This is a genomic window from Blastopirellula marina, assembly GCF_002967715.1.
Taxonomy (GTDB): domain Bacteria; phylum Planctomycetota; class Planctomycetia; order Pirellulales; family Pirellulaceae; genus Bremerella; species Bremerella marina_B.
Genome location: NZ_PUIA01000017.1, coordinates 430,396 through 453,572 on the forward strand (window position 1 = coordinate 430,396; position 23,177 = coordinate 453,572).

23 protein-coding genes are annotated in these 23,177 nt (G+C 56.9%); 10 read left to right on the forward strand and 13 right to left on the reverse strand.

Features of this window, described 5'->3' with window-relative positions:
- Position 1 precedes the first annotated feature (1 nt).
- Together C5Y96_RS07710 and C5Y96_RS07715 are read left to right on the forward strand one after the other, a co-directional pair.
- Entirely contained in the window at positions 2-502 is a 501-nt protein-coding gene (locus tag C5Y96_RS07710; protein ID WP_105351601.1) for a hypothetical protein, read from the forward strand.
- Positions 503-518: 16 nt separating this feature from the next.
- Positions 519-1,076: a hypothetical protein gene (locus tag C5Y96_RS07715; RefSeq protein WP_146115562.1), complete on the forward strand. Its 558-nt coding sequence runs from the start codon at positions 519-521 to the stop codon at positions 1,074-1,076.
- A 29-nt stretch (positions 1,077-1,105) separates the two neighbouring features.
- On the opposite strand, the gene C5Y96_RS07720 is transcribed toward C5Y96_RS07715, so the two are convergent.
- The 4 genes from C5Y96_RS07720 to efp all read right to left on the reverse strand — a co-directional run bounded on the left by C5Y96_RS07720 (position 1,106) and on the right by efp (position 3,824).
- Positions 1,106-1,384 carry a hypothetical protein gene (locus tag C5Y96_RS07720; RefSeq protein WP_105351605.1) on the reverse strand — a complete coding sequence of 93 codons (279 nt, stop codon included), beginning with the start codon at positions 1,382-1,384 and terminating at the stop codon, positions 1,106-1,108.
- 29 nt (positions 1,385-1,413) lie between these two features.
- Entirely contained in the window at positions 1,414-1,803 is a 390-nt protein-coding gene (locus C5Y96_RS07725) for a hypothetical protein (RefSeq protein ID WP_105351608.1), read from the reverse strand.
- Positions 1,804-1,861: 58 nt separating this feature from the next.
- The gene (locus C5Y96_RS07730; protein WP_158261131.1) at positions 1,862-2,866 is read right to left on the reverse strand and encodes a DUF1559 domain-containing protein; all 1,005 of its coding nucleotides are present in this window, start codon (positions 2,864-2,866) and stop codon (positions 1,862-1,864) included.
- A gap of 391 nt (positions 2,867-3,257) precedes the next feature.
- Positions 3,258-3,824, reverse strand: coding sequence for an elongation factor P (gene efp / locus C5Y96_RS07735; protein WP_105351613.1), 567 nt, complete (start codon positions 3,822-3,824; stop codon positions 3,258-3,260).
- Positions 3,825-3,911: 87 nt separating this feature from the next.
- Between efp and epmB the strand changes: the two genes are divergently transcribed.
- A complete protein-coding gene (gene epmB, locus C5Y96_RS07740) occupies positions 3,912-4,958 on the forward strand; it encodes an EF-P beta-lysylation protein EpmB (RefSeq protein WP_105351615.1) in 1,047 nt (348 codons plus the stop codon).
- A 47-nt stretch (positions 4,959-5,005) separates the two neighbouring features.
- On the opposite strand, the gene C5Y96_RS07745 is transcribed toward epmB, so the two are convergent.
- A complete protein-coding gene (locus C5Y96_RS07745; protein WP_105351617.1) occupies positions 5,006-6,178 on the reverse strand; it encodes a TlpA family protein disulfide reductase in 1,173 nt (390 codons plus the stop codon).
- 207 nt (positions 6,179-6,385) lie between these two features.
- On the reverse strand, positions 6,386-6,589 hold the full coding sequence (locus tag C5Y96_RS07750; protein ID WP_105351628.1) for a hypothetical protein: 204 nt from the start codon (positions 6,587-6,589) through the stop codon (positions 6,386-6,388).
- Positions 6,590-6,736: 147 nt separating this feature from the next.
- On the opposite strand from C5Y96_RS07750, the gene C5Y96_RS07755 reads away from it, so the two are divergent.
- Positions 6,737-8,089, forward strand: coding sequence for a PQQ-binding-like beta-propeller repeat protein (locus C5Y96_RS07755; protein WP_105351630.1), 1,353 nt, complete (start codon positions 6,737-6,739; stop codon positions 8,087-8,089).
- 163 nt (positions 8,090-8,252) lie between these two features.
- Here the strand turns inward: C5Y96_RS07755 and C5Y96_RS07760 are convergent, their stop codons facing one another.
- On the reverse strand, positions 8,253-9,776 hold the full coding sequence (locus C5Y96_RS07760) for a hypothetical protein (RefSeq protein ID WP_105351633.1): 1,524 nt from the start codon (positions 9,774-9,776) through the stop codon (positions 8,253-8,255).
- 79 nt (positions 9,777-9,855) lie between these two features.
- On the opposite strand from C5Y96_RS07760, the gene C5Y96_RS07765 reads away from it, so the two are divergent.
- The gene (locus C5Y96_RS07765) at positions 9,856-10,326 is read left to right on the forward strand and encodes a hypothetical protein (RefSeq protein WP_105351635.1); all 471 of its coding nucleotides are present in this window, start codon (positions 9,856-9,858) and stop codon (positions 10,324-10,326) included.
- A gap of 1 nt (position 10,327) precedes the next feature.
- The gene (locus tag C5Y96_RS07770; protein ID WP_105351637.1) at positions 10,328-11,365 is read left to right on the forward strand and encodes an extracellular solute-binding protein; all 1,038 of its coding nucleotides are present in this window, start codon (positions 10,328-10,330) and stop codon (positions 11,363-11,365) included.
- Here C5Y96_RS07770 and C5Y96_RS07775 read toward each other — a convergent pair.
- Positions 11,362-12,630, reverse strand: a complete 1,269-nt coding sequence (locus C5Y96_RS07775) for a DEAD/DEAH box helicase (RefSeq protein WP_233198866.1) — start codon at positions 12,628-12,630, stop codon at positions 11,362-11,364. The genes C5Y96_RS07770 and C5Y96_RS07775 overlap by 4 nt on opposite strands.
- A gap of 459 nt (positions 12,631-13,089) precedes the next feature.
- Positions 13,090-13,359 (reverse strand): histone, encoded by a 270-nt coding sequence (locus C5Y96_RS07780; protein WP_105351639.1) that lies wholly within the window; start codon positions 13,357-13,359, stop codon positions 13,090-13,092.
- Between the two features lie 563 nt (positions 13,360-13,922).
- Here C5Y96_RS07780 and C5Y96_RS07785 point away from each other — a divergent pair.
- On the forward strand, positions 13,923-15,515 hold the full coding sequence (locus C5Y96_RS07785; RefSeq protein ID WP_105351641.1) for a HEAT repeat domain-containing protein: 1,593 nt from the start codon (positions 13,923-13,925) through the stop codon (positions 15,513-15,515).
- Between the two features lie 279 nt (positions 15,516-15,794).
- On the opposite strand, the gene C5Y96_RS07790 is transcribed toward C5Y96_RS07785, so the two are convergent.
- Positions 15,795-16,988 carry an aromatic amino acid transaminase gene (locus C5Y96_RS07790; protein ID WP_105351643.1) on the reverse strand — a complete coding sequence of 398 codons (1,194 nt, stop codon included), beginning with the start codon at positions 16,986-16,988 and terminating at the stop codon, positions 15,795-15,797.
- A 354-nt stretch (positions 16,989-17,342) separates the two neighbouring features.
- Here C5Y96_RS07790 and C5Y96_RS07795 point away from each other — a divergent pair, with 354 nt between their 5' ends.
- Positions 17,343-18,545: an inositol-3-phosphate synthase gene (locus C5Y96_RS07795; protein WP_105351645.1), complete on the forward strand. Its 1,203-nt coding sequence runs from the start codon at positions 17,343-17,345 to the stop codon at positions 18,543-18,545.
- Positions 18,546-18,561: 16 nt separating this feature from the next.
- Entirely contained in the window at positions 18,562-18,825 is a 264-nt protein-coding gene (locus C5Y96_RS07800) for a hypothetical protein (protein ID WP_146115563.1), read from the forward strand.
- A gap of 31 nt (positions 18,826-18,856) precedes the next feature.
- Here the strand turns inward: C5Y96_RS07800 and C5Y96_RS07805 are convergent, their stop codons facing one another.
- The 3 genes from C5Y96_RS07805 to C5Y96_RS07815 all read right to left on the reverse strand — a co-directional run bounded on the left by C5Y96_RS07805 (position 18,857) and on the right by C5Y96_RS07815 (position 21,566).
- Entirely contained in the window at positions 18,857-19,327 is a 471-nt protein-coding gene (locus C5Y96_RS07805; RefSeq protein ID WP_105351649.1) for a hypothetical protein, read from the reverse strand.
- A gap of 82 nt (positions 19,328-19,409) precedes the next feature.
- Positions 19,410-20,582, reverse strand: a complete 1,173-nt coding sequence (locus tag C5Y96_RS07810; protein WP_105351651.1) for a sodium:calcium antiporter — start codon at positions 20,580-20,582, stop codon at positions 19,410-19,412.
- A 6-nt stretch (positions 20,583-20,588) separates the two neighbouring features.
- Positions 20,589-21,566, reverse strand: coding sequence for an aldo/keto reductase (locus C5Y96_RS07815; RefSeq protein WP_105351654.1), 978 nt, complete (start codon positions 21,564-21,566; stop codon positions 20,589-20,591).
- A gap of 320 nt (positions 21,567-21,886) precedes the next feature.
- Between C5Y96_RS07815 and C5Y96_RS07820 the strand changes: the two genes are divergently transcribed.
- Complete coding sequence (locus C5Y96_RS07820; RefSeq protein WP_105351656.1) at positions 21,887-23,017, forward strand: hypothetical protein; 1,131 nt, start codon at positions 21,887-21,889, stop codon at positions 23,015-23,017.
- The last annotated feature ends 160 nt before the right edge of the window (positions 23,018-23,177 follow it).

Sequence of the window (23,177 nt, forward strand, 5' to 3'; positions counted from 1 at the left end):
CATGCCTGACCCTTCCCACGTTGTTCAGTCCCAGCCGAGTGCCGAGACGATGCGTCTGATCGACCTGGTGGCGGCGGATGCGGCCGAGATTCTAGGCGTGTCGCTCGACGATTCTCCGCAGTCGATTGTTACGGCCGTCAACGGGTGCGTACGCGACCTTCAACAAGGAGGCGGGCCGGAGTTGGACGAGAGCGAAGACATCATCACACTGCTGGGCAGTTTGTGGGGCAATCAAATCGTGAAGGCCTTCGGCTGGCGCTGGACCAACATCGATCTCACCGATCGCGATCCCCCCTTCGCCGCAATCGGTGTCGTTTCGCCCGAGAGCGACAAGGTGATCTACCCGTTCAACTTCGTGGCTCAGTGCCGGGAGAAGGATGTCGTGGTGAACATCCTGCTGGTTTTCAACGTGCTGAGCGACAAGCCGGAATCGGCGGTCTACGAACCTGGCTCGTGCGAAAACGTGATGACCCGCATCGCGCATATTGTTCCACCTGAGTAAGGCCTCGGGTGTTCTCATGTCGATGCTGTACCGAGTGGAAAGTAACTTTGGCTGCGCAAGCGAATTCTGGGGAGCACACGCGCATTGCCGCTATGCAATGGAAGACGGTCGCAAGTTTCCGCTACGGCACGAACCGGCCTGGTGCTTCGATTGCGACTTTCTGACCTCGGCCGAAAAGTTGTTAACCGAAAGGGAACAGCTCGGCCAGATGGTTCGCATGACATTAGGCACGCTCAGCGATTCGCAGATCGAAGCGATTGTCAGCGACCCAACCAAGCTCGAGCGAGTTCTGAGGGCACGCTCGAGCCAAGACAACTTTCAAATATCCATTCGCGAGTGGGACGTGCTGGAGCTCGAAATGATCCGCACGCGTCGCTCGTTGGCCCGCTGCCTGACTTGTGGTGGCACCAAGCTGCTGCGGACATTCTCTCCGCCAACATCGAAAACGATCGACTTCGATATTGGCGATGGCCGCTGGGTGAAACTAGGTTGGAGCGGGATCGCCGAAGACAGCGTGGCCCGGCAGCCGATGTATTCACTGGAAGGACTGCGGATTTCTCGGCCTGGGGAATAACCAATGGGTAACCAACGCACGGGAGCTTGCTAACCGCCTGGATTCCAACGATGCCAGGCATGCTGCTCGATGTAGGCATCAGCCTGATCCTCTTCGATTTCGATCCAATCGCCGTCGGTGACTTTCAGCGTCTCATTCCCATCGGCGATCGCGGCCTCTTCGGTCTCGTGAGGGTTCATCCCAAACGGCCCTGCCTTGCCGTCGACCACCATGTACAGCGACAGGTACCACATGCCGAGCGTGTCGCTATAGAAGATCGTTCCGGCGGCGAGCTTTTTGGCTTTACGCTTGGAGAGGGCAAGTTTCATGGCAGATACGTTTAGTCGATTTCGGTGCGTTACTTCTGAAATTCCGCCAGCTCGATCTCGATAGACTGCGATGACGAAAGATCCTTCTCGATCGGGCTCTTACGGTCGTCGAACGCTCCCTTCAGCAGGTCCTTGTCGGGATAGGGATCAAGCTGCAGGATGGCGATACGATAGTTTCCTGGTGGAACGGTAGCCTCGAAGTGCCCCACTTTATCGACGCTTTGCGCGGTGCGGAAGCCTTTGGGTTTGCCATCTTGGAGCTGGATGAATTGAACCTGCACGACCCCTTTTTCTCCCACCTCGAGCGGCGTTCCGTTATTGGTTAACGTGCCGGTCACATGCGAATTGCCATCGCCGCAGCCAAGCAAACATGTGCTGGCCAGAAGGATCAAAAAGGTCAGGGCACGAAACAATTTCATGACGAATGCCTTACTGCGAAGTGGGAAGGAACAACAATGATCGGCGTAGCCACACCAGTTAGTTCTCGGAAATGACCTGGCCATCGGCAATCGCGTGCAGCGTTGACCAGACATCGAGATCGACTGTATCGGTGACATTGCTCACACTTCCGTCAACGCGTACGACATTCACAATGCCAGGGTGCAACGAGCGGGCATTGGCCTGGTTGTTGGTTCCGCTCTCGTAGCAGCCGCCACCTTTGGCCATGTCGACGCAGTCGTAAACGTCGTCGGAGTTGTCACCGGTGTCGTTGGGGCCATACATGTCGTGCTCGTTCATGCCATGCACGATGCTGCTGCCGCTGATGCCCAGGGCCCACACGCCGCGCTGATCTCCGACGTTTTCACCACAACGAATTTCGTCGAAGAGAATGGTGTTCGAGGTACCATCGAGGACTTCCGACATGTTCCGTCCTTTGTTGACGGTGAATACGCCGTGGGCTGGTACGTTCACACCGTTATTCAAGGTCTGCGTTTGATTGGTTTGATGCCAGTGGGTCGCCGCACCACCGTTGGCAGCGTACGTGCCGCGTCCCCAATTGTTACCCAGCGCAGTCGTGGGATTGAATGCCTGGGAAGTGCCGGTGGCCGAAGGGCACTGCAGCGTGGCAATAACCTGCGATCGAGCCAGCGGGCCACCGGTTGTCACAACCGCGTCCCGGTTCCACTTATCGGTGGTAACGGTCACGTTGGTGTTCACTTCAAACAATTCGTACAACGCGTCTTGCTCGATATACGGCAGCAACATCACAACCCAGTTGGGACCAATCTGATCTGGCTCGCTGTTGTCTGCTCGGCCACCGTTCTGGTTGTACAAACCGGCGGGGAATTTGCCGAAGGTGTCGTGATGGTTGTGGGCGGCGACCCCCAACTGTTTCAAGTTATTGATGCACTGCGAACGACGAGCGGCCTCGCGGGCCTGTTGGACGGCCGGCAAAAGCAACGCGATCAACACACCAATGATGGCAATCACCACCAATAGTTCTACCAAGGTAAACGCATGACGTGGGGCTGATTTGAACAAGGCGCGGCTCCTCATTGGCAGGAAGTAGATTGGATCAGACCAAAGACGAATCAAAAGAAGAGAATAAATAACTACATCAATGGTTAACCTACAAATTATAAAAACGTTTCTCTCGTTCAAAAGAATATTGTCCTGCATCCAGGTCCGCCGGCCCTTGGCAAGCGACCTTTAATGCGGCTGCCACTTCCGTACACTTGATTGAAGCGCTAGTTTATGAGGGTTCTGGCGCTCTTGAGATTTTCCACACGCCTGAGTGGAATAATGCCCACCGGAAGCATGGTTGCTCGGATTAGGCAACGATTCGCGATAACGGGGCGGTGGTTGGCAGCAAAAAAAAACGCCCGACCATTTGCCGAGCGTTCGCGTTGATTCAAGTTGTCGTAAGCGAAGATTACTTCTTCACGCGTTCGACGTAGGTGCCATCGCGGGTGTCGACCTTGATGACGTCGCCCAGATTCACAAACATCGGAACCTGGATTTCGGCACCGGTTTCAATGGTAGCTGGCTTGGTCACGTTAGTGGCCGTATTGCCCTTGGCACCTGGCTCGCAGTAGGTGACTTCCATCTCGACCTGCATCGGTGGAGTCATGTCCAGCGGGTTGCCGTTGAACAAGGTCATCATGCACTTCATGCCGTCTTTGAGGAACTTCCAACCATCCCCCATGGTGTCGGCGTCGAGTTCGTATTGCTCGAACGTTTCATTGTCCATGAAGACCCACGTGTCCCCTTGCTTGTAGAGGAACTGCACGTCGGTCTCTTCGACGTCGGCGGATTCCAGCGTTTCACCACCACGCCAGGTACGGTCCAAGTTGGTGCCGCGGATCAGGTTCTTGAGCCTACACTTGTACAGGGCGTTCCCCTTACCCGGCTTCACGAAGTTGCACTCGGTCATGATGTAGGGTTCGCCGTCGATCTGGACCTTCAAACCTTTACGAAAATCGCTGGTACTGTATTGCACGTGGGGACTCGCTGAAAAAAGATATCCGTCGTCTATCCAAGGGTTCAGGGCACCTTTCGCCCCTAGCCATTTCGGTAAAATGGAAAGATGAACATTGTAACTACCGATTCGCAATCTGCGAGTATCAATTGTATCGCGAACCCTGCCACATCGCCTAGCGAGGGTTGGAAAGCGTCGATGAGGGCTGCCTTCCGCCGCACAGGGGACTTGGCCGAGTACCTTCAGCTGCCCGATACGGCCTGGCAAAAAGGCTTGGCTGCCGCCGAGGACTTTCCGCTGTTCGTCCCGCGCGAGTTCGCCGCCAAGATGCTCCGGGGCGATCTGACCGATCCCCTGCTCCGCCAGGTGCTACCAATCGAGCAGGAAACCGTTTCAGTAGAAGGATTTACGGCGAATCCCGTGGGCGACCACGAAGCGACCCTGACACCCGGCCTTTTGCAAAAGTACCACGGCCGGGCCCTGATGGTAACGACCGGGGCGTGTGCGGTCCATTGTCGGTACTGCTTCCGGCGGCACTTTCCGTATGGGGAAGGCCCTAAGGGGATCGACGCGTGGAGTGCGGCCCTGGCAGCGATTCACCAGGATACGTCGCTTCACGAAATCTTGTTATCTGGTGGCGATCCACTGACCCTGACCGACGGCATTTTGGGGCAACTGGTCGAAAACATCGCCGCAGCCCGGCATATTCGCCGGCTACGCATCCATACGCGGCTGCCGGTGATGATCCCCTGCCGGATAAACGACCAGCTACTGACCTGGCTGACCGGGTCCAGGCTCAAGCCGTTTATGGTCATCCATGTGAACCATCCCCATGAACTGGCCGATGACGTCGCCCAGGCCTTGGCCCTTCTGAGCGAAGCCCAGGTTCCTCTGCTCAATCAAAGCGTCCTGCTGCGGGGGGTGAATGACGACGCCGAGACGCTGATCGAGCTGTCAGAGAAACTGCTCGATCTGAACGTCATGCCGTATTACCTGCACCAGCTCGACCGAGTGCAAGGCGCGGCCCACTTCGAGGTCTCGCGAGCCGAGGGATTGCGCATCGTGCAAACCATGCGCAGCCGCCTGCCAGGTTACGCGATACCAAGGTACGTGGAAGAGATCGCTGGCGATACCAGCAAGCGGGTAATCGCGTAGCTGGCGTCTTCGCTTAGCGGTTGCGAGGGTTGTTTTCGAGTCGCCGCTTAGTTTGGGGCTGGTTCGGCGAGGGCCTTTTGCATTTCTTCTTCCAGCATCTTGATCTGGGCGTCGCCGATGCCGCCGATCACTTTGCGGATCTTGCCGTCGCGGCCGATCAGCACCATGTGCGGGATAACCGATACGGCGTACGCATCGTAGAACGCGTCGGCGTCAGGCTCGGCCATCAGCGCGGTTGGGTGCTTCAGGTTGTGCTCGGCAGTGAACTTGTCGAGCATCGCTACTTCTTCGGCCTCGGGAACCGGTTTGTCTTCAACTTGCTGAGGGCCTTCGGCACCAGCAGGCCAGTTGAAGTTGAAGTAGCGCGTGACGCCAATAACCTGCAGGCCATCTTTCCCGTACTTATCTTGCCACTCGACCAGGTGCGGGAAGCCCGCGACGCAGGGACCACACCAGACGGCCCAGAAGTCGAGCAGGACGACCTTACCCTTCAGTTCTTCGCTGGTGTAGCCGTGCCCGTTGACCCACGATTGGGTATCGATCGGCGTCATCGGTTGACCAATGAGCTTAGCGTAGGCCTTGAAGCGTTGGATATCGTCAGCACACGATTGAAGAACCACAGCGGCCTTCTTGTAGGCGATCTTTTCGGCGGCGTCTTCTACCTTCTCGTTGTTCGCGATAATGAACTGAGCTTCGTCATTGACGAACGTTTCCATCTTCTCGACGTCATCGTTCATGTCTTCGTTGAACACCATGTCGATTTTCAAAGCGTACAGATTGATCGCGGTGATGTTGCCAGGATTCTCGCTTACGTCCGACTTGATGTCTTCAAGGGTGCGTCCCTTGGCGGTCAGTCGCGTCTCGAATGCTTCCAGCGAACGCTCGATCGTGTCGAGAAGTTGGATGGCCTCTTGGTTGTCGCCTGCCTGAACCCCAACCAGGCTTTCGCGCATGCCTTCGATGTGTTTGCGGACGATCTCACCGGGGCCGGACATCTCTTTCATCAACGCCTCGAAGTTGGCATTGGTGAAGTCGACCAGCGGCTCGATATCGGAGGGGTCGGCGACGAAGGCTTTCAGCTCATCTTTTGCGAGTACTTCCCCTGGCGCGGCAGCGGGTTCGGCGGCAGCAGCCGGAGCATCTGCAGCACGGCCACAAGCCATGAACGTAAACAAGGACAGGCATACACAGGCAGAAAGAACGATTCGTTGGATCGACATACAGGGTTCCAAGCATCAGAGAGATTTTGGCGTGCGATAGATTGGGGGGGTACAGACCCAGCTGCCAATCATCGGTCCCATATCGCGTGGGGTGAACCAAGGGACTCTTTATTATGGCCCGTCGGTGGGTAGAAGAAAGATGTCTACCCACGAATTTCATATGAAATCGCGCAGCACCACCCTGAGGTGCTACGCTCGCTGGCTGAGTTAGTCGGCCATTTTCTTCAAGGCTTCATCGATCAGAGCCTGGATATCGAGATGTCCGGAGTCGATGCTGTCCATGATCGAGTCGACCTGAGTTTCGGCTTCGTATTCTCGAACTTCGGCAATGATGTGGTCGATTTCGACGTCCGAGTAGCTCTGCCCTCGCAGATATTCACGAAGTTCCGGGTATTTGTCGTTATCGGTCATCAAGTTCCCCCGTCGTCGCCCCTACTCGTCTGCATTGGAATTGGCAGACCACGTTGTTTGAAAAATGTCGATTTCGCTACGGCCACGTGGTAAGTTAAGAGCAATCACTCCTCCTTTCCACTCCCCAATCTTACCCCACAATTCACGATGATCGAAAATTCTATTCCAGCAGTTCGCGTTTGCTGGACTCTTTTTCTCGCACTCTTTATCCTTCCGCTCGCCGCTTCGGCGGACGAATCAGGCTGGAAGCCCTTTCTGCAGGGCGATTCTAACGACTGGCCGGCCTGGCGCGGGGCGGAAGGGATTGGTTTTAGCCCTGACGCCAAGGTCCCCACCAAGTGGAGCGACCAGGAGAACCTGGCCTGGAAGACTTCGCTCGACGGTTGGGGGGATTCCACGCCAGCGATCGTGGGTGATCACGTCTTTGTCACGCTCCAGAATGAAGCCAACGAACTACGTTTGTTGCGGCTCGATGCGAAGACAGGCCAGATTGAACTGAACATCCTGGTCGATCAGGCCGAGACGCCGCGCGAAGCTCCGAAGCGGAAGTTGCAGAAATTTCATAACTTGCACAACATGGCCAGCCCATCGCCGGTAGTCAGTGGCGACCAGGTGGTGGTGCATTTCGGCAATGGATTGCTGGCGACGTACAACCTCGACGGCGAAGAGCTGTGGCGGCATAACCTGCAGCAAGAGTACGGCACGTATTCGATCTGGTGGGGACATGCCAACAGCCCGGTGGTTTACAACGGCCTGGTGATCTCGGTCTGCATGCAGGACTCACTTTCCGATCTGCAAAAAGAGCCGGTCAAAAGCTACCTGATCGCCCACGACCTGAAAACAGGCGAAAAGAAGTGGATGACTCTCCGTATGACCGGTGCCCCATCGGAAGAAGCAGACGCCTACACCACGCCGCTGCTACTGACCAAAGATGGCCAAGTACAACTGGTGGTAATGGGGGGCAACACTCTTGATGCGTACGACCCCATGACCGGCAAACAGTTATGGTTCTTACCTGGGCTGGTTGGTGGACGCACGGTCACCGGACCGATTGCCGCCGAAGGTAAGATCTTTACCACGCGAGGCATGCGGAAGCCCTTGCTGGCTATTTCTCTGGATGGCAACCAGGGAGAGCTTTCCGAAGACGCGATTGTGTGGGCGGTCGATAAGTCGACGCCCGATACCCCTTCGCCCGTGTATGCTAACGGAATGCTCTTCACGGTAACCGACGATGGAATCGCTCATTGCTACCGCTCGAGCGATGGGGAGTTGCTGTGGCGCGAACGTCTGGGAGGCAACTTCAAGGCTTCGCCGATCGTTGCCGGCGGGAACATTTACTTCCTGAACATCGACGGCAACTGCAAGGTACTCGCCGCCAAGGACACGTTCGAGCTGGTCAGCGAAAACCAAGTCAAAGACACGACAATCGCTTCCCCAGCGGTCGCCGGCGGCAAACTCTTTTTGCGTGGCAAGGGGCATCTGTACTGCATCGGGAAATAGACGCCGGACCTTGGTTCGCTACTGCATTCGCAGGATGGCTACACCTACTTAGGTGATAGCCATCTTTCGTGGTGGGAGGTGCTAATCTCGTTGAAGGTAGCGATCGACTAAAAAGTCGTAGCCACCCTACGTTGGTTTTGCGAAGTAAGTGTCAGAGGAGGCGTTACTTCTTCTCGGCTCGTTTGATCTGAACTTGAATCGTGCCCAGGTTATCACCCAACTGGTCGGGGCTTTCGTTCACTTTCAGAAACAGCACGCAAGGACCTTCCGGATAGAGGAAGGTCCCCAGGCCGACTTCGTTCGACTTAACCAGGGGCGTAATCGCTCCCCCTTGCCACGGTTCAGCCCTGAGGGCACCGACGAGCTGGCCGAGCGGATTTCCTTTGTAGTAATGGATGGTCACGCCGTTGGGCTCGCACATCCACGGCTTACCGTCGTTGCGAATGACGTACTCGCCGCTGGCGGCAACCTCAAAGCTACTGGAAGCATCGAGCAGGATGCCGGTCGATTGCCAGCCGCGATCGGCGCTGATCTCGGCCGTCATTACATCGCCGGTGAAAGGAACCGAATCACGATAGACGACTTCGTTCCGCTGCCAGTCGTAGCCATACTCGGCATTGGTGACAAACAACTCCCAAGACTCTGCCAGCTGCGGCATGACGTCGCCCAGTTCACTTAGCAGCCGTTCGCTGAAGCCTCCGGTCAGACGAGCCTGGGTGACCATCTCGCGAAATGCTTCCTGCGACAGGCTGTGATTGTCGAGGAAAGCACACGCTCCCCAGCACCACGCGTAGGGACGGTTCTGCAGAAACGACTGCTGCGGCGTGCCCATGATCCGCGTCAGCGAGAGCGCACTTCCGCCGGCGACTTCGTCTTGAATGATCTTGATGCGGCCCCACATGGGTGTCTCATCTTTCGATGCCGGCATCACGCGGGTTTTAAGCTGGCCATTTTCCCAGCGGTGAGTCCCGAAGTGCTCGGCCATCCCTTCCATATACCACGGAGGCCCTGCCCCACCCAGCAGGATCATCATGAACGCATGGGTTCCTTCATGAATGAGCAGATGACGCCGGTAGTAATCGCTGGGCTGATCGTTGAGCCAGACGGCGTCTCCCTGGTAATAGCCGTGCAGAAACTCCGGTAGCGAGTCGGGGAACAAACCGGCCTTCTGGAACTTTTGTCTGTTGGACATCAGCACCGCTTTGACCTTCCAGTCGTCGTTGGCGACCGGGTCGACGCGGAAGTATTCGCACCACTGGGGATAAGCAGCGTCGAACACCGTCGTCAGTTCTTCAATTTCGGGCGATGACGGCAGGTCGGTATAGATCGTGACGTGTTTTCCCTCGATAGCACGAATGCCGTTGGCCTCGAGTTTAGCCGGGTCGACCTCGAACTGCACTTCCGGTTCGATGCGACCCACCTTCAGACGCTCGCGCAGCCCTTCGCCACTAAAGAAGCTCTCTCCCAGGGCATCGGCCCCGTCGGACGACGGCTTGCTGAAGGTCGCGCCTCCGGCACGCATCTTGGGAGGTTCTTTTTTCGGCTCCGGTGGCTTGGCCGCTGCTGTCTGGGAGGTTGAAGTTTGCGCAGCAGGTGTCGGGGGTGCAGGCTTAGCCGCCGGTTCCGAGGAACCGCAGCCTGGCAGGAGGAGTGCACCAACGATTGTGAGAATCAGGAATCGGACCATGGGCCGCCTTTGTCCGAAGAGAAGACAAACAAACCAATAGGTGGTATTTTAGACGAAAATTGATTTCACGTCTTTGTTCATGTTCGCCGCCATGCAGGATCATACCTCCCCCGGAAAATCTGGTTTACCCAAAGCGCACGCCGCGTGCGCTTTGATCTGCTTTGCTGGCGCGGTGGCGTCAGGGCTGGATTGGCCTTCCCCGGCACCTCAACATGCCGCCGTGATGATGCCGGCCATGGTGATCTGGGGAATTGCGGTCGTTTATCAGTTCCTTCTTGCCGCTGGCCACCTGCGAACATCGATTTTGGATCATCAGCACCTGTTCAGCACCAGTCATTACGAACGCCAGTCGGACATCGGCTGGATGGTCGCCAACGTGGTGGTGTTGGGAGTGGTCGCTTTGTTTTACGTCCAGCAGTCCGATTCAATCCCAATTCTCACTGGCCAGACGACCACGCTGGTCGCGTTGTTTGTCACCAGTCTCGTTTCGCTGGTCATTTGGGGCATTCGCTGGAAAATTACTCCTCGCAAGCCGAAAGCCGCTGCCTGACATGCGTGCTCCTGCCCTGTGTTTACGTCCCATTTGCTGCGTTGTGTTGCTATCGCTCGGCCTGTCGCTTTCCGCTTGTCGGCCTGCCGCGAAGCAGGAGGTGGTCATTTACACGGCGCTCGATCAGGAGTTTTCCGAGAGTCACTTCGATACCTACCACGAGCAGACCGGCGTGGCGGTGGTCCCTAAGTTCGATACCGAGGCCAACAAGACGGTCGGTCTGACCGAGGCCCTGTTGGCCGAGAAAGACCGGCCACGCTGCGATGTCTTCTGGAACAACGAGATCCTGAACACTCTGCGGCTGCAAAAGGCTGGCCTGCTCGCGCCCTATCATCCTAAACATGAGGACGAGTACCCGGCGTCGTTTCGTTCAGCCGATGGCTACTGGCATGGTTTCGCTGCCAGGGCTCGCATTCTGCTGGTGAATACCGATCTGCTGGCCGAAGAAGAGCGGCCCTCTTCGATCTTCGATCTGGCTGACAAGAAGTGGGAGGGCAAAGGAGGCTACGCCAAGCCGCTGTTTGGAACGACGGCAACGCACGCGGCCGTACTGTTTGCTCAACTGGGGAATGAACGCGCCAAAGAGTTCTTCACCAAGCTGCAAACCAGCGCCAAAATGCTTCCTGGCAATAAGCAGGTCGCCCAGGCCGTTTCATCGGGCGAGATTGCGTTCGGGCTGACCGACACGGACGATGCCATCGTCGAGATTCAATCGGGACGGCCGGTCGCCATCGTCTATCCCGACCAAGGGGAAGGTCAACTCGGAACGCTCTTCATTCCCAACACACTGGCGATCATTAAGGGGGGGCCCAACCCCGAGGCCGCCAGGCAACTGGTCGACTATCTGCTTTCCGCAGAAGTTGAGAGCACGCTAGCACGCGGCCCGAGTGCCCAGATTCCGCTCAACACCACGCTTGATATTCCGCTGCAGGTCGAATCCCCCCAGACGATCAAGCCGATGGAGGTCGACTGGGAAGCCGCTGTCGACCAGTGGGACACGGCGGCTGAGTTTCTGCGTGAGAAGATTCTCACTAATTAGAGAGCCCGGCGGTGACGACGTCGGGGGGTCTTCTTTGGGGGCTCTTTCTTTTCTTCCTCGCCAGATGCAGCGCCATCGGTATCGCGGGCATGCGTCGGGGTGGTTTCGACCGACGTTTTGACATACGGATCGAAACCTTCGATCTCGTCGCGAATGAGCAACTTGTCGATTCGCATTTCGATTCGGGTCAGCTGGTTGCCTTCTTCCGGCGTGACGAAGGTGTACGCGACCCCTTCCTTGCCCATGCGGCCCGTGCGCCCCACGCGGTGGACGTAGTCGTCGGAGTATTCCGGCACGTCGTAGTTCACAATCAACGTCACGTCCGAGATATCGATCCCGCGCCCCACCACGTCGGTGGCGATCAAAATGCGATACTTGTTCGCTTTGAAGTCGGTGATCGTGCGGTTGCGGGCCCCTTGCTGCATGTCGCCGTGGATACAGCGGACTAGCTTGGTCTTCTTTTGCAGACGCTGGAACAACTTTTCAGTCCCTCGCTTGGTGCGGCAGAAGACGATGCACTTGGTAGGCTGTTCGCGGCGTAGCAGGCGGACCAACAGTTCCATCTTCTTTGGTCCGTCGACCGTGAAGTAGTGCTGCTCGATCGTATCGGCCGAGATGTTCTTGGGGGAGAAGTCGACCTTCACCGGCTCGTGCATGTACCGATTGGCCAGGCGTTCGATCGGGGGCGGAACGGTCGCGCTTAGAAGCATTGTCTGGCGATCTTCCGGGCAGCGGCGCAGGATCTTCTCGATGTCAGGGCGGAAGCCGATATCGAGCATGCGGTCGGCCTCGTCCAGGACGACGATGCTCAGGTAATCAAGCGAAAGAGACTTGCGCGTCATATGGTCGATCACGCGGCCAGGCGTCCCCACGACGATGTCGGGGTTCCGCTTCAGCTTGTCCATCTGCCCTTTGATCGGCTTACCACCATAGATGGCCACCGTTTGAATGTTCATCCCTTTGGAGAGCTTCACGATCTCGTCGCGGACCTGAACGGCCAACTCGCGCGTCGGCACCAGGATGAGCGCATGGGGGCCTTTGCCGGAGGGAAGCGTTTCGATGATCGGAATACTGAACGCGGCCGTCTTACCGGTACCGGTGCGGGCCTGGCCAAGGATGTCTTTCCCTTCCAAGGCCAAGGGAATCACGCCTGCTTGAATCGGCGAGGGAACCTCGTAGCGGGCTTCTTTGAGCGCCGCGAGCATTTTTTCGGAGAGATCGAGGTCAGTGAATCGCTTTTCGGGGGAATCTTCAGAGGTCGACAAGGTTTAGACCGTTTCTGGATAGGACGTCATCGGCAAACGAGACGTCGTTGTGTCGTCGGCGGCCAGTCGCGCGGATCCCAAACCATGTGAGCATGTCTTTTACTCGTCAGCCCCAAGGGGGCGACCGCTAAAATAGCCGAAGGGGCTTTAACGGTCGGCCCGTCGGGGCTGACACCGGTTGTTACTGTGACACTGCTCTGGAAACGTTGACCCGCTACGGCCGCAAGTTATGCATCAAAACAATAAGCCCTAACGATAATGTACAAATGGCGATAGGACAATCGAGCGACCCCCTCAGAGGTTGCGTATGCGCAAACAAATAGGCCGAACCACTGGCCCGTAGGACGCCTACGGAACAAAGGTTCGGCCTTTCTCGTCGTTATATGCCAGGCCGCCCGTGGGGGGGACCTCGTCGAAGAAAGAACCAAATCGGCCGAGGTTTAAGCTCGGCCGTCAGCCTTAGGTGGCTGGAGTCGCTGGAGCAGCGGCTGGCTTTTTGGTGGTCTTCTTAGCGGCGGCCTTCTTAGGCGAAGCCTTCTTGGCAGCTTTCTTTGGCGAAGCTTTCTTGGCAGCAGCCTTCTTCACCGTCTTCTTTGCAGCCTTCTTAGGGGCGGCCTTCTTTGCAGCAGCCTTCTTGACCGTCTTCTTAGCAGCCTTCTTAGGGGCAGCCTTTTTGGCAGGTGCTTTCTTGGCGGTCTTCTTCGGTGCAGCTTTCTTCTTGGTTGCCATCGTTCCGTGGGCTCCTCAAGATTCGATGCCCGGGGTCATAGAGAGAACTTTCGGGGCATCACAAAAGTCCTCTCGAATCTGCATTGGCAGTTATGCCGAACTCTCACCAACGAGTGAGAGATTGAACATCCATTTTCATCCGTCCGAATGCATGGCAGATTCGATTGGGTGAATGAGGCCGAAGCCACTTCATCCCTTTTCGACTCGGCATCCTCGCGGGATTATTCAAGCCGGAGTTTCTCATTAATGTCATCACTTCGACGCGCCACCAAACTGCTCAAGCGACGTGAGATGATGACTAAGAAACTGCATCTCGCAAATTGAATCAACTTTGCCTTTCTTTCGTCAAGGTGAATTATCGAACCTCGAATCGAAATTGTTCAGAAAAAGTTGAACGCGTGCCGCACACTTCATGGAAAAACTTACAACACATCGCGCGCACTTCACCTGATGCGAACCTTGAAAACGTGCACTGGTGGTGGTCGCGACCAAACGCTTTGCCCTTTAGACTAGTAGACGGACCAGGTTGTTGTCCGCCGTTGTTCTATGCGAAAGTGAATCCCATGTCGGATCGATTGAATGCCGTTCTCAGTGGCTGGTTGGAAGGAGATCAAACCCTGGAAAAGTTGGTCTCTCACAAGGAAGCTCTGCAATGGATTCTGAGCGCCGATGAGCTGGAAATCTCGGGAATTTTGCGGTTTCTAGAGTCTATCCCACCGCAAATCACCGAGCCCCAACGGCGTTTTCTCGATCGCGTTTTGAACCTGCTGGCGATGCGTCTGCGCGAGGTGGACGATCTCGATTCGGACGACCTCAACCGCATCGCGGCCGCCTATCGCAAGTGGGGCGCGACGCATCGCATGGGGCATCTTCTGCTCGCGCTGTTGTCGGCCACCGGCAGTGAAGCGGCACTCGAACTGTTCGCCGAGTTGGTCGTTGAACTGCCACCTTCGAATTCCAATGCCGCCGCGATCGCTTTTGTTCCACTTTTGCGTCAAGACGATCTTCCGACGGAGACACTTTTTCCAAAACTGCTCGAAGCGTTGTCGCATCTCTCGGTCGCATCGTTGGTATTGGACCTGGCCAACCATGTCACGCGGCAAGGGATGGTCGCCAAGCATCCGGCTGCCGATCGTGTCGATGCGCTGGGGGAACTCTTCTCGGGTCTGGTCGCGCGGCTCTCGAAGTTTGAATCAGAGCCACCCAAGGAAGCCAAGGACTTCGCCGCCACCAAGATTGCCGTCACCGAAGCGACCTCGATTGCCCTAGCCATCTGCGAGGCATTTGCCCTGATCGGCGACGACAAGGCCGCAGGTAAACTCAAGTCAGCATTAGACTTAAAGCATCGAAAGCTCCGCGCTGACGCGGCCATTGCGCTGGCTAAACTGGGCAATGAAGAAGGGAAAGAGCTGCTTGTGGAGCTCGCTGCCGAGCCAGTCTGTCGCCCACGTGTGTTGGCTGTAGCTGAAGAGTTAGACCTGCTGGCAAAGATCCCTGCCGAACATCAAACCGACAAAGCAAAGGTCGAAGGAGAGCTGGCCGCGTGGCTTTCGTTGGACAGCCAATTCGGCATGCCACCGCACGAAGTCGAGCAGCTTGATAGCCGCACACTGGGTTGGCCAGGGTTTGAAGAAGCCCAGGAGTGTCATCTCATTCAGTATGCGTATCACATGCCTGGCGGTACGTTTCAAAGTGTGGGCATTGTGGGCCCCGTCACCCAAAGCTTCGCCGTCGACCTGACGGCCCTGCCGCTGCCAGACATCTACGCCGCATTCGCCGGCTGGCAGGCCGAGCACCCCGAGGTATTTGAATTGGAACCTGATAAGTGGCAGGCCAATCAGCACGAACTGGCCAGTAAACTGCTGCAGCGCGTGGCCAGCGAAGGGTACGAGACGCCTCAACCGGCAATGCTGGGCTTCTTCTTTGGGGACGTACGACTGATAGCAGCTACCCGCCGCGACGGTCAGGCGGGTACAGCGGTAGCAGATCTCCGCAATACGACGTTCTACCCGGCCGGAGAAAGCCGCCACCCCGTCGGCCCGCGCGAAGCGTACTACATTCACGCCGGTCGCGAATATTTACAAGCTTTTAACAAGGATCGCCCCGAGTGGGTCTCGCTGCACGAAAGCTTGGCCGACCAGGAAGAAGCCGAGTAGCGCCTACGGCGGTGAAGCTCTTCTTCTCCAGTCACCTCGCCCCTGCGGAGAGAGGGCTAGGGTGAGGGGGCGAACGGGTACACGCGCTGACAAGAGAAGAAGAACCGCGGATTTCGCAGATGGGCGCGGATAGGGATGTGTGTGCTCAACGCTTCCACGGTTTGAACGGAAGGCCAGCTCCAAAGGAGCGACCGTTAATAGCCAGGGGTGGCAGCCCCTGGTACCGAGTCTGACAGGTCGCATGCCCACGCGGACGTGGGCATGGCCCCCGGTTTCGATCTAGCTGGTGACCTTTTTGATGCCTTCGCACAGGCGGTCGACGTTGGCTTCGCTGATGCCGGCGACGTTGATGCGGCCGGAACCGACGATATAGATGCTCATGTCGCTGCGGAGCTGGTCGACCTGCATCTGATTGAGGCCCGAGAAGCTAAACATCCCCTTCTGATTCTGGATGAAGGAGAAGTCCTGATCGATGCCGCAGGCCGAGATCTTGTCGACAAACAGCTTGCGAATGCCGTTGATGCGGTCGCGCATGTGGGTCAATTCATCTTCCCACATCTTGCGGAGCCCATCGTCGGTCAGAACGGTCTCGACAACTGCGGCACCGTGCGTCGGCGGGTTCGAGTAGTTTGAGCGGATCACCTTCTTCAGCTGGCTGAGAACGGCCGTGGCTTCGGCTTCGTTGGCAGCAACTGCGGTCATGGCACCGACGCGTTCGTTGTACAGGCCGAAGTTCTTGCTGAAGCTACTGCAAATGATCATCTCTTGACCAGGTCGAGCGACTTCCCGCAGGCCGATTGCGTCTTCAACGAGCCCGTCGCCAAAGCCCTGGTAGGCGAAGTCCAATAGCGGCAGCAGCTGCTTTTCCTGGATCAGGTCGGCGATCGCTTTCCACTGCTCAGGAGTCGGGTCGATGCCGGTCGGGTTGTGGCAGCAGCCGTGCAGCAGAACGACGTCCCCCTTGCCGGCACCTTGCAACGCGCCCAGCATGCCGTCGAAATCGAGGCCGTTGGTGGCCTTGTTGAAGTAAGGGTACGTCTTTAGCTTGAGGCCGGCCGCCGTGAAGATACTGGGGTGGTTAGGCCAGGTAGGTTGGCTGTGCCAAAGAGTTGCGCCGGGGAAACTGTCGGCGATGAAGTCGCCAGCAACGCGCAGGGCACCGGTACCACCAGGTGTTTGCACGGTGACGGCCCGCTTGGCGGTGATTACTTCATGATCGCTACCGAACATGAGGGTGCGGACGGCGTTGTTGTAGCCGGCCCGGCCGTCGATCGGCAGGTAGCTTTTGGTGGTCTCCCCTTCCAGCAGGCGCTTTTCCGCTTCCTTGACGCATTTGAGGACAGGCGTCACCCCTTGTTCGTCTTTGTAGACGCCGACGCTCAGGTTGATCTTTTCGGGGTTAGGATCGTTGCGGAAGGCTTCATTAAGACCCAGGATGGAATCCGGGGGAGCCGTTTCGACGTGCTGGAACATACTCTTCCACTGTTAAGAAGGGGCTGAAGCAAACAAACGGGTTCATTTTACGAGATGCCTGCCGTGTCTGATAGTTCGCAATCGTGTCCGAAAAGTCCCAAACTGGGAAAAAATGAGGCGGATTCTTCGGCGACCCGCCCTTTTAACGGGGTGAATTTCCCGCCCAAACCGATCATAATGGTAAGCTTCACCCTTCCTCGCGATGCCTGCCTGGTTTGTTCCCTCCCATAATTCGGAACTGGTCGTAGCAAAGCGGTGAGCCTCACGGCGATGACGCTCACCCGATAGCCAGGCCCACGTTGGCAGACGCGACGAATAGAATTTTCGCCTTTTGACTTGGAAAGAAACTTACCGATGGCAGGCTCGCGTACCGGGATCTGGCTGATTGGCGCTAAAGGCGGCGTCGCCACTACCACCATTGTTGGACTGCTCGCGCTGAAGAAGGGGCTGACCGAAACGGTCGGCCTGGTGAGCGAACTGAAGCAATTTCAGGACCTGGATCTGGCCCAGTGGAATGACATTGTCATCGGTGGTCACGACATTCGCGACGTCACCCTGCTGGACGAAGCGTACAAGATGGTCTTCGAGAGCCGGGCGATCGATGGCCGCCTGGTCGAAAAGCTGAAAGACGACCTGACCGCGCTCGACGCCAACATTCATGACGGCACCCTGCATAACGCCGGCAAGAAGATCACCGAGTTCGCCCACGCCAAGCTGCAGGCCCTTAAGGAAACGCCTCGCGAAGCGGTCGATCGCCTGAAGGGGCATATCACCCAGTTCGCCAAAGCCAACAAGCTGGACAACGTGGTGGTGGTGAACATCTCTTCGACCGAGCCTTCGGTTGATGGTGCCCAGTTCCCCAAAACGTGGAAAGAGCTCGAACCACAGCTTGCTTCGAGCGATTGCAAACTGCCGGCCAGCTCGTTGTACGGCATCATGGCGCTGGAGCTCGGTTACCCGTTCATCAACTTCACACCGTCGCTGGGCACCGCGATCGACGCCCTGGACGACCTGGCCAAGACCAACAGCACCTGTCACATGGGGCACGACGGCAAAACAGGCGAAACGCTCCTCAAGAGCACGCTGGCCCCGATGTTTGCCAACCGTAACTTCAAGGTGATGAGTTGGGTCGGGCACAACATCTTCGGCAACATGGACGCCAAGGTGCTGGACGATCCGGAGAACAAGAAGACCAAGGCGGTCAGCAAAGATCGCCTCCTCTCGAAGATCTTCGGCTACACACCGCAGACGCTGGTCACCATCGAAAACATCGACAGCATGGGTGACTGGAAGACGGCCTGGGATCATATCCACTTCCAAGGCTTCCTCGGGACGCCGATGGTCATGCAGTTCATCTGGCAAGGTGCTGACTCACTACTGGCCGCACCGCTGGTGATCGACCTGGCCCGCTTCGCCGACCTGGCCCGCCGCCAAGGATGCACCGGCCTGCAAACGCAGTTGTCGTGCTTCTTCAAGTCGCCTCTGGGGACTGAAGAGAACGATTTTGCGAAGCAGTTCCAGATGCTGGAAGCTTGGACGGATTCGCTGAAGAAGTAAGAGGGTTATCTTTCAGATGACACTCCAAAGAATGGCCTACGTGGGATGGTTCCTGGCGCTGGCCGTTCTTGCGATCTTTGCCAACTGGCCAACTCGAACGGGATTGCCAGTTGGCTTCGTGGTGCAGCAGGGTTTTCCTTTTCAATTTGCCTCGTGGACTGTAGGCGAATTGGATTGGTTTCGCTGGGAAAGCCTGTGCTTAGACATCGCGATATGGGGTGCGGTAGTCGCGTTCGGACCTTGGATTCTGGCACTTCGTCGTGAAAAACGAACACGTTAACGCGCCCCTACGTGGCGACCGAAATTACCTTCTAACGCGAGAGTTCAATTTGCTGCAGCGCCTCTTTGACCAGAGTCAGGCGCTGCACCTGCTTCACGGTCGTTCCTAAATGGTCTGCGAGATCATCGACGGTCGCATCCAGATGAAAGAGCAAGTACTCCATCGCTCGCTCCTCACGTTGTTTACGTTCAACGTTCATCGGCGGCCAATCGGGATTGCGATGATAGGCCAGTCTGAGATACGGGATTAATGCCCAGTCTATTCTTGAATTGCAAAAGATCGCGGCGGCTTGCTCAGACACGTGTTGTTTTGTGTACTCGCGCAACTCGCTTACGTAGTCTTCAACGACCTGCTCACTGGTTTGTCGAAATAGGTTTTTTCCGGCAAGCATCCCCAAGAGATACATTCCTTCGGAAAGGCTACCGCCCATCCAAGCCGTGTCTCTTAGTTCCGCATGTTCGGGGGAATCGACGGGTGCATCAAAGCGGACGGCACAATCCATACGATATTCCCTAGGCAAACGCAGTGACGTTCGTGCAGCTATCGATGTGAACGAGCTTTTGTCCTGTTTGGACTACCGATGACTATTTTGGTTCCATCCAAGATGAAAGCCGCATTTGGTGCGATTCGCTTTGCTGCTCGCACCCTACGGGACTTCTGTACGAGACCTCTTCTACTTTCGGTTCTTCTTTGATCTCAGGTTCACCAGTGGGTCTGGTTAGCTGGTAGATGCCCCAGATCGAGATCAGGCTCATTAGAACAACCAGCAGCGCGTCTGGCTCGATGATCGAGTACTTCTTTTCGGCTCGGTATAGAATGCCCATCGTGGCGACGCATGTCAGCAGGATCACGGCCACGCCGGTCATGGCATGCACCGGGCTGGCGTCGTCTAGCAATGAACCTTGGGTGTAAACGGCATCCACCGGCAGTAAGATCGCGATGTTGAACGTGTTGCTTCCCAGGATGTTGCCGATCGCCATGTCCGCCGCGCCGATACGTACGGCTACGATCGTCGTGACGAACTCTGGCAGGCTCGTGGTAAGTGCCAACAGCGTGCTGCCGATGAACGTGCCCCCCAGGCCGGTGATCTCGGCGATACGATCGGCCGTCGGTGCCAGGTAAGCCGCGGCGATGAAAATGACGACCGTCGTTGCCAGGTAAATGCCGATGGCCAGCCCCAGCGACATCCCCTGCTTTGCCGATTCTTCCTCGGGACTCTGCTTCTCTTCTTCCAGCTTCGCGGCCATATGCTGGTCGAGATAGATCAATCGCACCGAAAAAATATAAAACAAGCCGCACACAATTGTCCCAATGCCCAGGTGCCAAAAGTGAAGCGGAATGCCGACGCTGTCTCGTTCCAACAGCAGAAACAGCACCACGATCGCCGTCAGGGCCATGCTGACCATGGCGGACAACGCATGCGCCGAAGAGATCGACGAGAACATCCGCGCTTTCGAATGAAAGATCAAGTCGACGATTCCCAGGATCAGTAGATTGAACAGCGAACTGCCCAGCACGTTCCCCAGTGTCAGGTCGACTCCTTGCGTGCTATCGGGCAGGCGAACCGCGTTAATATTGATCGCGAACTCTGGCAGGCTAGTGGCCGCGGCCAGCAGGACCAAGCCTGCCAGCGAGGCCCCCATGCCTGACTTCTCGCCGATAATGTCGGCTGCTTTGGCCATGAAATTGCCTGCGAAGACAATCACGATGGCCAGTCCCAGAAAGATCAGACTCAGCTGTACCAGTTCGCCGCCCATGGTTCTCTATTCGTAGATGGGAAAGAAGGTGTTGAAGGCCGCTTCGCAAAAGTGCCCGGGATCGTTGAAGCGACGGTTCTGATTCAATGCCGACAGGTCGGACATCTGGTCTTTCGTCAGATCGAAGTCAAATATTGCCGCGTTTTCGAGTAAATGTTTTTCGCTGCTCGCTTTGGGAATCACAATCGTCCCGCGCTGCACCGCCCAGCGCAGCAGGACCTGCCCTGGCGTCTTGCCAGTTTCCTTCGCGATCGATTGAACCAACGCGTGATCGATCAGCGACTCGCTTTGCTCGGCCATGCCCAGCTGAAAATACGAACTGGGACCGAAGGAAGAGAACGCCGTGACGGCGATCTCTTCCTGGGCGCACCAGCGCAGCAGTTTCTCTTGCGTTAGACGTGGATGGAGTTCGACCTGCAGCACGCTCGGACGAATCTTCGCGTACGAGAGCATGTCGCGAATCAGCGACACGCCGAAGTTGCACACGCCAATGTTCTTGGCCAGGCCGGCATCGACCAGCGACTCCATCGCTTCCCAGGTTTCGCGGACCGGAACCGCTTCGGTCACCATGCCAGGGTTCTCGGCCGAAGGGTCGTTGAACCACTCTGGCGGATAGCGATCTTCAAAAGGAACGAACTTCAGTGCGATTGGGAAGTGAATCAGATACAAGTCGACATAGTCGATACCCAGATCGCTGAGCGTCTTCTCACACGCGGGTCGAACGTGCTCTTGGGCGTGGTAGGTGTTCCACAGTTTGGAGGTGATCCACAGTTCGTCCCGCGTAGCGATTCCTTCGTCGATGATTCGCTTGAGGCCTTGTCCGACTTCTTTTTCGTTGCCGTAGTCGCACGCACAATCGAAGTGGCGGTACCCTGCTTTGGCCGCGGCCACAATCACATCGGCACATTGCGACTTGTCGATCTTCCAAGTACCGAGCCCCAGCATGGGCATGGGAGAACCGGTGTTGAGCGTTTGCGTATTCATAGTGGTGAGCCTGGGTAAAGGGGTCATCATCGTTGAGCGTGGGCCACTATAACACAATCAAATGCCCCTGTCGGCGATCCATCGGCAAGGATTCATGCAGGGCAGATCTTCATGGGTCAACTCGCACCGGCGGCGTAACCATCCTTCGTTTTGCTATGACTTTGCCCTGAATTGGCTCTCCGGCTTGCATCGCGCGGATTTAGGAGCCAGAATCGTAATATCTCGCCCAAATTGCCAAAATCTCGGAAAGCGACAAGCTGCCTGGATGCGGCCCTTTCCACCATCGATCCCATCGCATAAGTCACACGACGAGGAAGCCCATGTTTGCCCGAATCGTTTTGTCCGCTTGTTTCGCCCTGGTCGGCGTCTCCTACATCGCTCAGCCTGCGCATGCGATCCCATTCTTCTGGGAAGTCTTCAACGAGAAGGTCGTCCCCGCCGATCCGAAGGAAGAACCGGCCAAGCAGTTCGCAGCCACCGCTACCGGGTCGAAGTGCAACGTCTGCCACATAGACGGTCAAAGTAAGAAGGAACGCAACGCTTACGGCGCAGCCCTGGACGAACTGCTAGACAAAGCCAACTTCAGCAAAGAACGCCTGGAGAAGGAAAAGGACAAAGCCACCGAAGAAGTGGTCGCCGCGCTCGAAAAAGTGAAGACCATGAAGGTCAACAAGGAAAACGAGAAGTCTCCGACCTTCGCCGATAACATCACCGCCGGAAAGCTGCCTGCCGAGATCGCCAAGGCAGAACCGATGCCTGATCCCATGCCCATGCCAGAGCCTATGCCGGCGGAAACGACCGCCGAGCCAGCTGCTGGCTTGGTGCTCGATGCCGCGGCACTCGACAAGCTGAAGGCCGACATCCGCAAGGAAGTCAAGGCCGAGCTCTCGACGCAGCTTCGCAAAGGAATGGCCGATGCGATCAAGACGCAGCTGCAGGTGATCGAGATCGTGAAGGCTCATCCGCTGGCTCCGGTCGACGACGCGACCGAAGAGGAAACGATCAAGCAGATCGTGGCTCGTGGTGGTCGCGTGAACGTGCTGGCCCAGAACTCGGACGAGAAGGTCGTCTCGTTTCACCTGAGCGACAAGCCCATCGATGACGAAGCATTGGCGCTGGTTCGCAAGCTACGGAACGTGGTCGAGATCAACGCTCGCGGAACCAACATCACCGACGAAGGGATCAAGCAACTGGTCGGCTTGCCGAACCTTCAGCGACTGAACCTGGCCAAGACGGGCGTCACCGACGCGGCCCTGATTTACCTGGTGCCACACGCGAAGCTGGAGTACTTGAACCTCTACGGCACGAAGGTCACCGACCAGGGCATCGATGTGCTGGCCAACCTGACCAACCTGAAGCATCTGTACCTCTGGCAAACGGGTGCCTCACAGGAAGGCGCGGACGCATTGGAATCGCAACTGACCGGGTTGAAGGTGAACCTGGGAAGTTAGTGAGAGGCGAATAAGCCATCCGCTCTTGTCCCCTCTCCCTCGCAGGGAGAGGGCTAGGGTGAGGGTTTCTTGAGCGGTGTATAAATCACATCGCCCTGAAGGTTCCTTCTAAACTCTCAACCTTCAGGACCGGCCTTCCAGGCCTTAGGACTTGAACACC

What these genes read in the sequence shown, in the direction of transcription:
- C5Y96_RS07710 (WP_105351601.1), top strand. Translation starts at nt 2, where the DNA reads ATGCCTGACCCTTCCCACGTTGTTCAGTCCCAGCCGAGTGCCGAGACG.
- C5Y96_RS07715 (WP_146115562.1), top strand. Translation starts at nt 519, where the DNA reads ATGTCGATGCTGTACCGAGTGGAAAGTAACTTTGGCTGCGCAAGCGAA.
- C5Y96_RS07720 (WP_105351605.1), bottom strand. Translation starts at nt 1,384, where the DNA reads ATGAAACTTGCCCTCTCCAAGCGTAAAGCCAAAAAGCTCGCCGCCGGA.
- C5Y96_RS07725 (WP_105351608.1), bottom strand. Translation starts at nt 1,803, where the DNA reads ATGAAATTGTTTCGTGCCCTGACCTTTTTGATCCTTCTGGCCAGCACA.
- epmB (WP_105351615.1), top strand. Translation starts at nt 3,912, where the DNA reads ATGAACATTGTAACTACCGATTCGCAATCTGCGAGTATCAATTGTATC.
- C5Y96_RS07745 (WP_105351617.1), bottom strand. Translation starts at nt 6,178, where the DNA reads ATGTCGATCCAACGAATCGTTCTTTCTGCCTGTGTATGCCTGTCCTTG.
- C5Y96_RS07750 (WP_105351628.1), bottom strand. Translation starts at nt 6,589, where the DNA reads ATGACCGATAACGACAAATACCCGGAACTTCGTGAATATCTGCGAGGG.
- C5Y96_RS07755 (WP_105351630.1), top strand. Translation starts at nt 6,737, where the DNA reads ATGATCGAAAATTCTATTCCAGCAGTTCGCGTTTGCTGGACTCTTTTT.
- C5Y96_RS07760 (WP_105351633.1), bottom strand. Translation starts at nt 9,776, where the DNA reads ATGGTCCGATTCCTGATTCTCACAATCGTTGGTGCACTCCTCCTGCCA.
- C5Y96_RS07765 (WP_105351635.1), top strand. Translation starts at nt 9,856, where the DNA reads ATGTTCGCCGCCATGCAGGATCATACCTCCCCCGGAAAATCTGGTTTA.
- C5Y96_RS07770 (WP_105351637.1), top strand. Translation starts at nt 10,328, where the DNA reads ATGCGTGCTCCTGCCCTGTGTTTACGTCCCATTTGCTGCGTTGTGTTG.
- C5Y96_RS07780 (WP_105351639.1), bottom strand. Translation starts at nt 13,359, where the DNA reads ATGGCAACCAAGAAGAAAGCTGCACCGAAGAAGACCGCCAAGAAAGCA.
- C5Y96_RS07785 (WP_105351641.1), top strand. Translation starts at nt 13,923, where the DNA reads ATGTCGGATCGATTGAATGCCGTTCTCAGTGGCTGGTTGGAAGGAGAT.
- C5Y96_RS07790 (WP_105351643.1), bottom strand. Translation starts at nt 16,988, where the DNA reads ATGTTCCAGCACGTCGAAACGGCTCCCCCGGATTCCATCCTGGGTCTT.
- C5Y96_RS07795 (WP_105351645.1), top strand. Translation starts at nt 17,343, where the DNA reads ATGGCAGGCTCGCGTACCGGGATCTGGCTGATTGGCGCTAAAGGCGGC.
- C5Y96_RS07800 (WP_146115563.1), top strand. Translation starts at nt 18,562, where the DNA reads ATGACACTCCAAAGAATGGCCTACGTGGGATGGTTCCTGGCGCTGGCC.
- C5Y96_RS07805 (WP_105351649.1), bottom strand. Translation starts at nt 19,327, where the DNA reads ATGGATTGTGCCGTCCGCTTTGATGCACCCGTCGATTCCCCCGAACAT.
- C5Y96_RS07810 (WP_105351651.1), bottom strand. Translation starts at nt 20,582, where the DNA reads ATGGGCGGCGAACTGGTACAGCTGAGTCTGATCTTTCTGGGACTGGCC.
- C5Y96_RS07815 (WP_105351654.1), bottom strand. Translation starts at nt 21,566, where the DNA reads ATGAATACGCAAACGCTCAACACCGGTTCTCCCATGCCCATGCTGGGG.
- C5Y96_RS07820 (WP_105351656.1), top strand. Translation starts at nt 21,887, where the DNA reads ATGTTTGCCCGAATCGTTTTGTCCGCTTGTTTCGCCCTGGTCGGCGTC.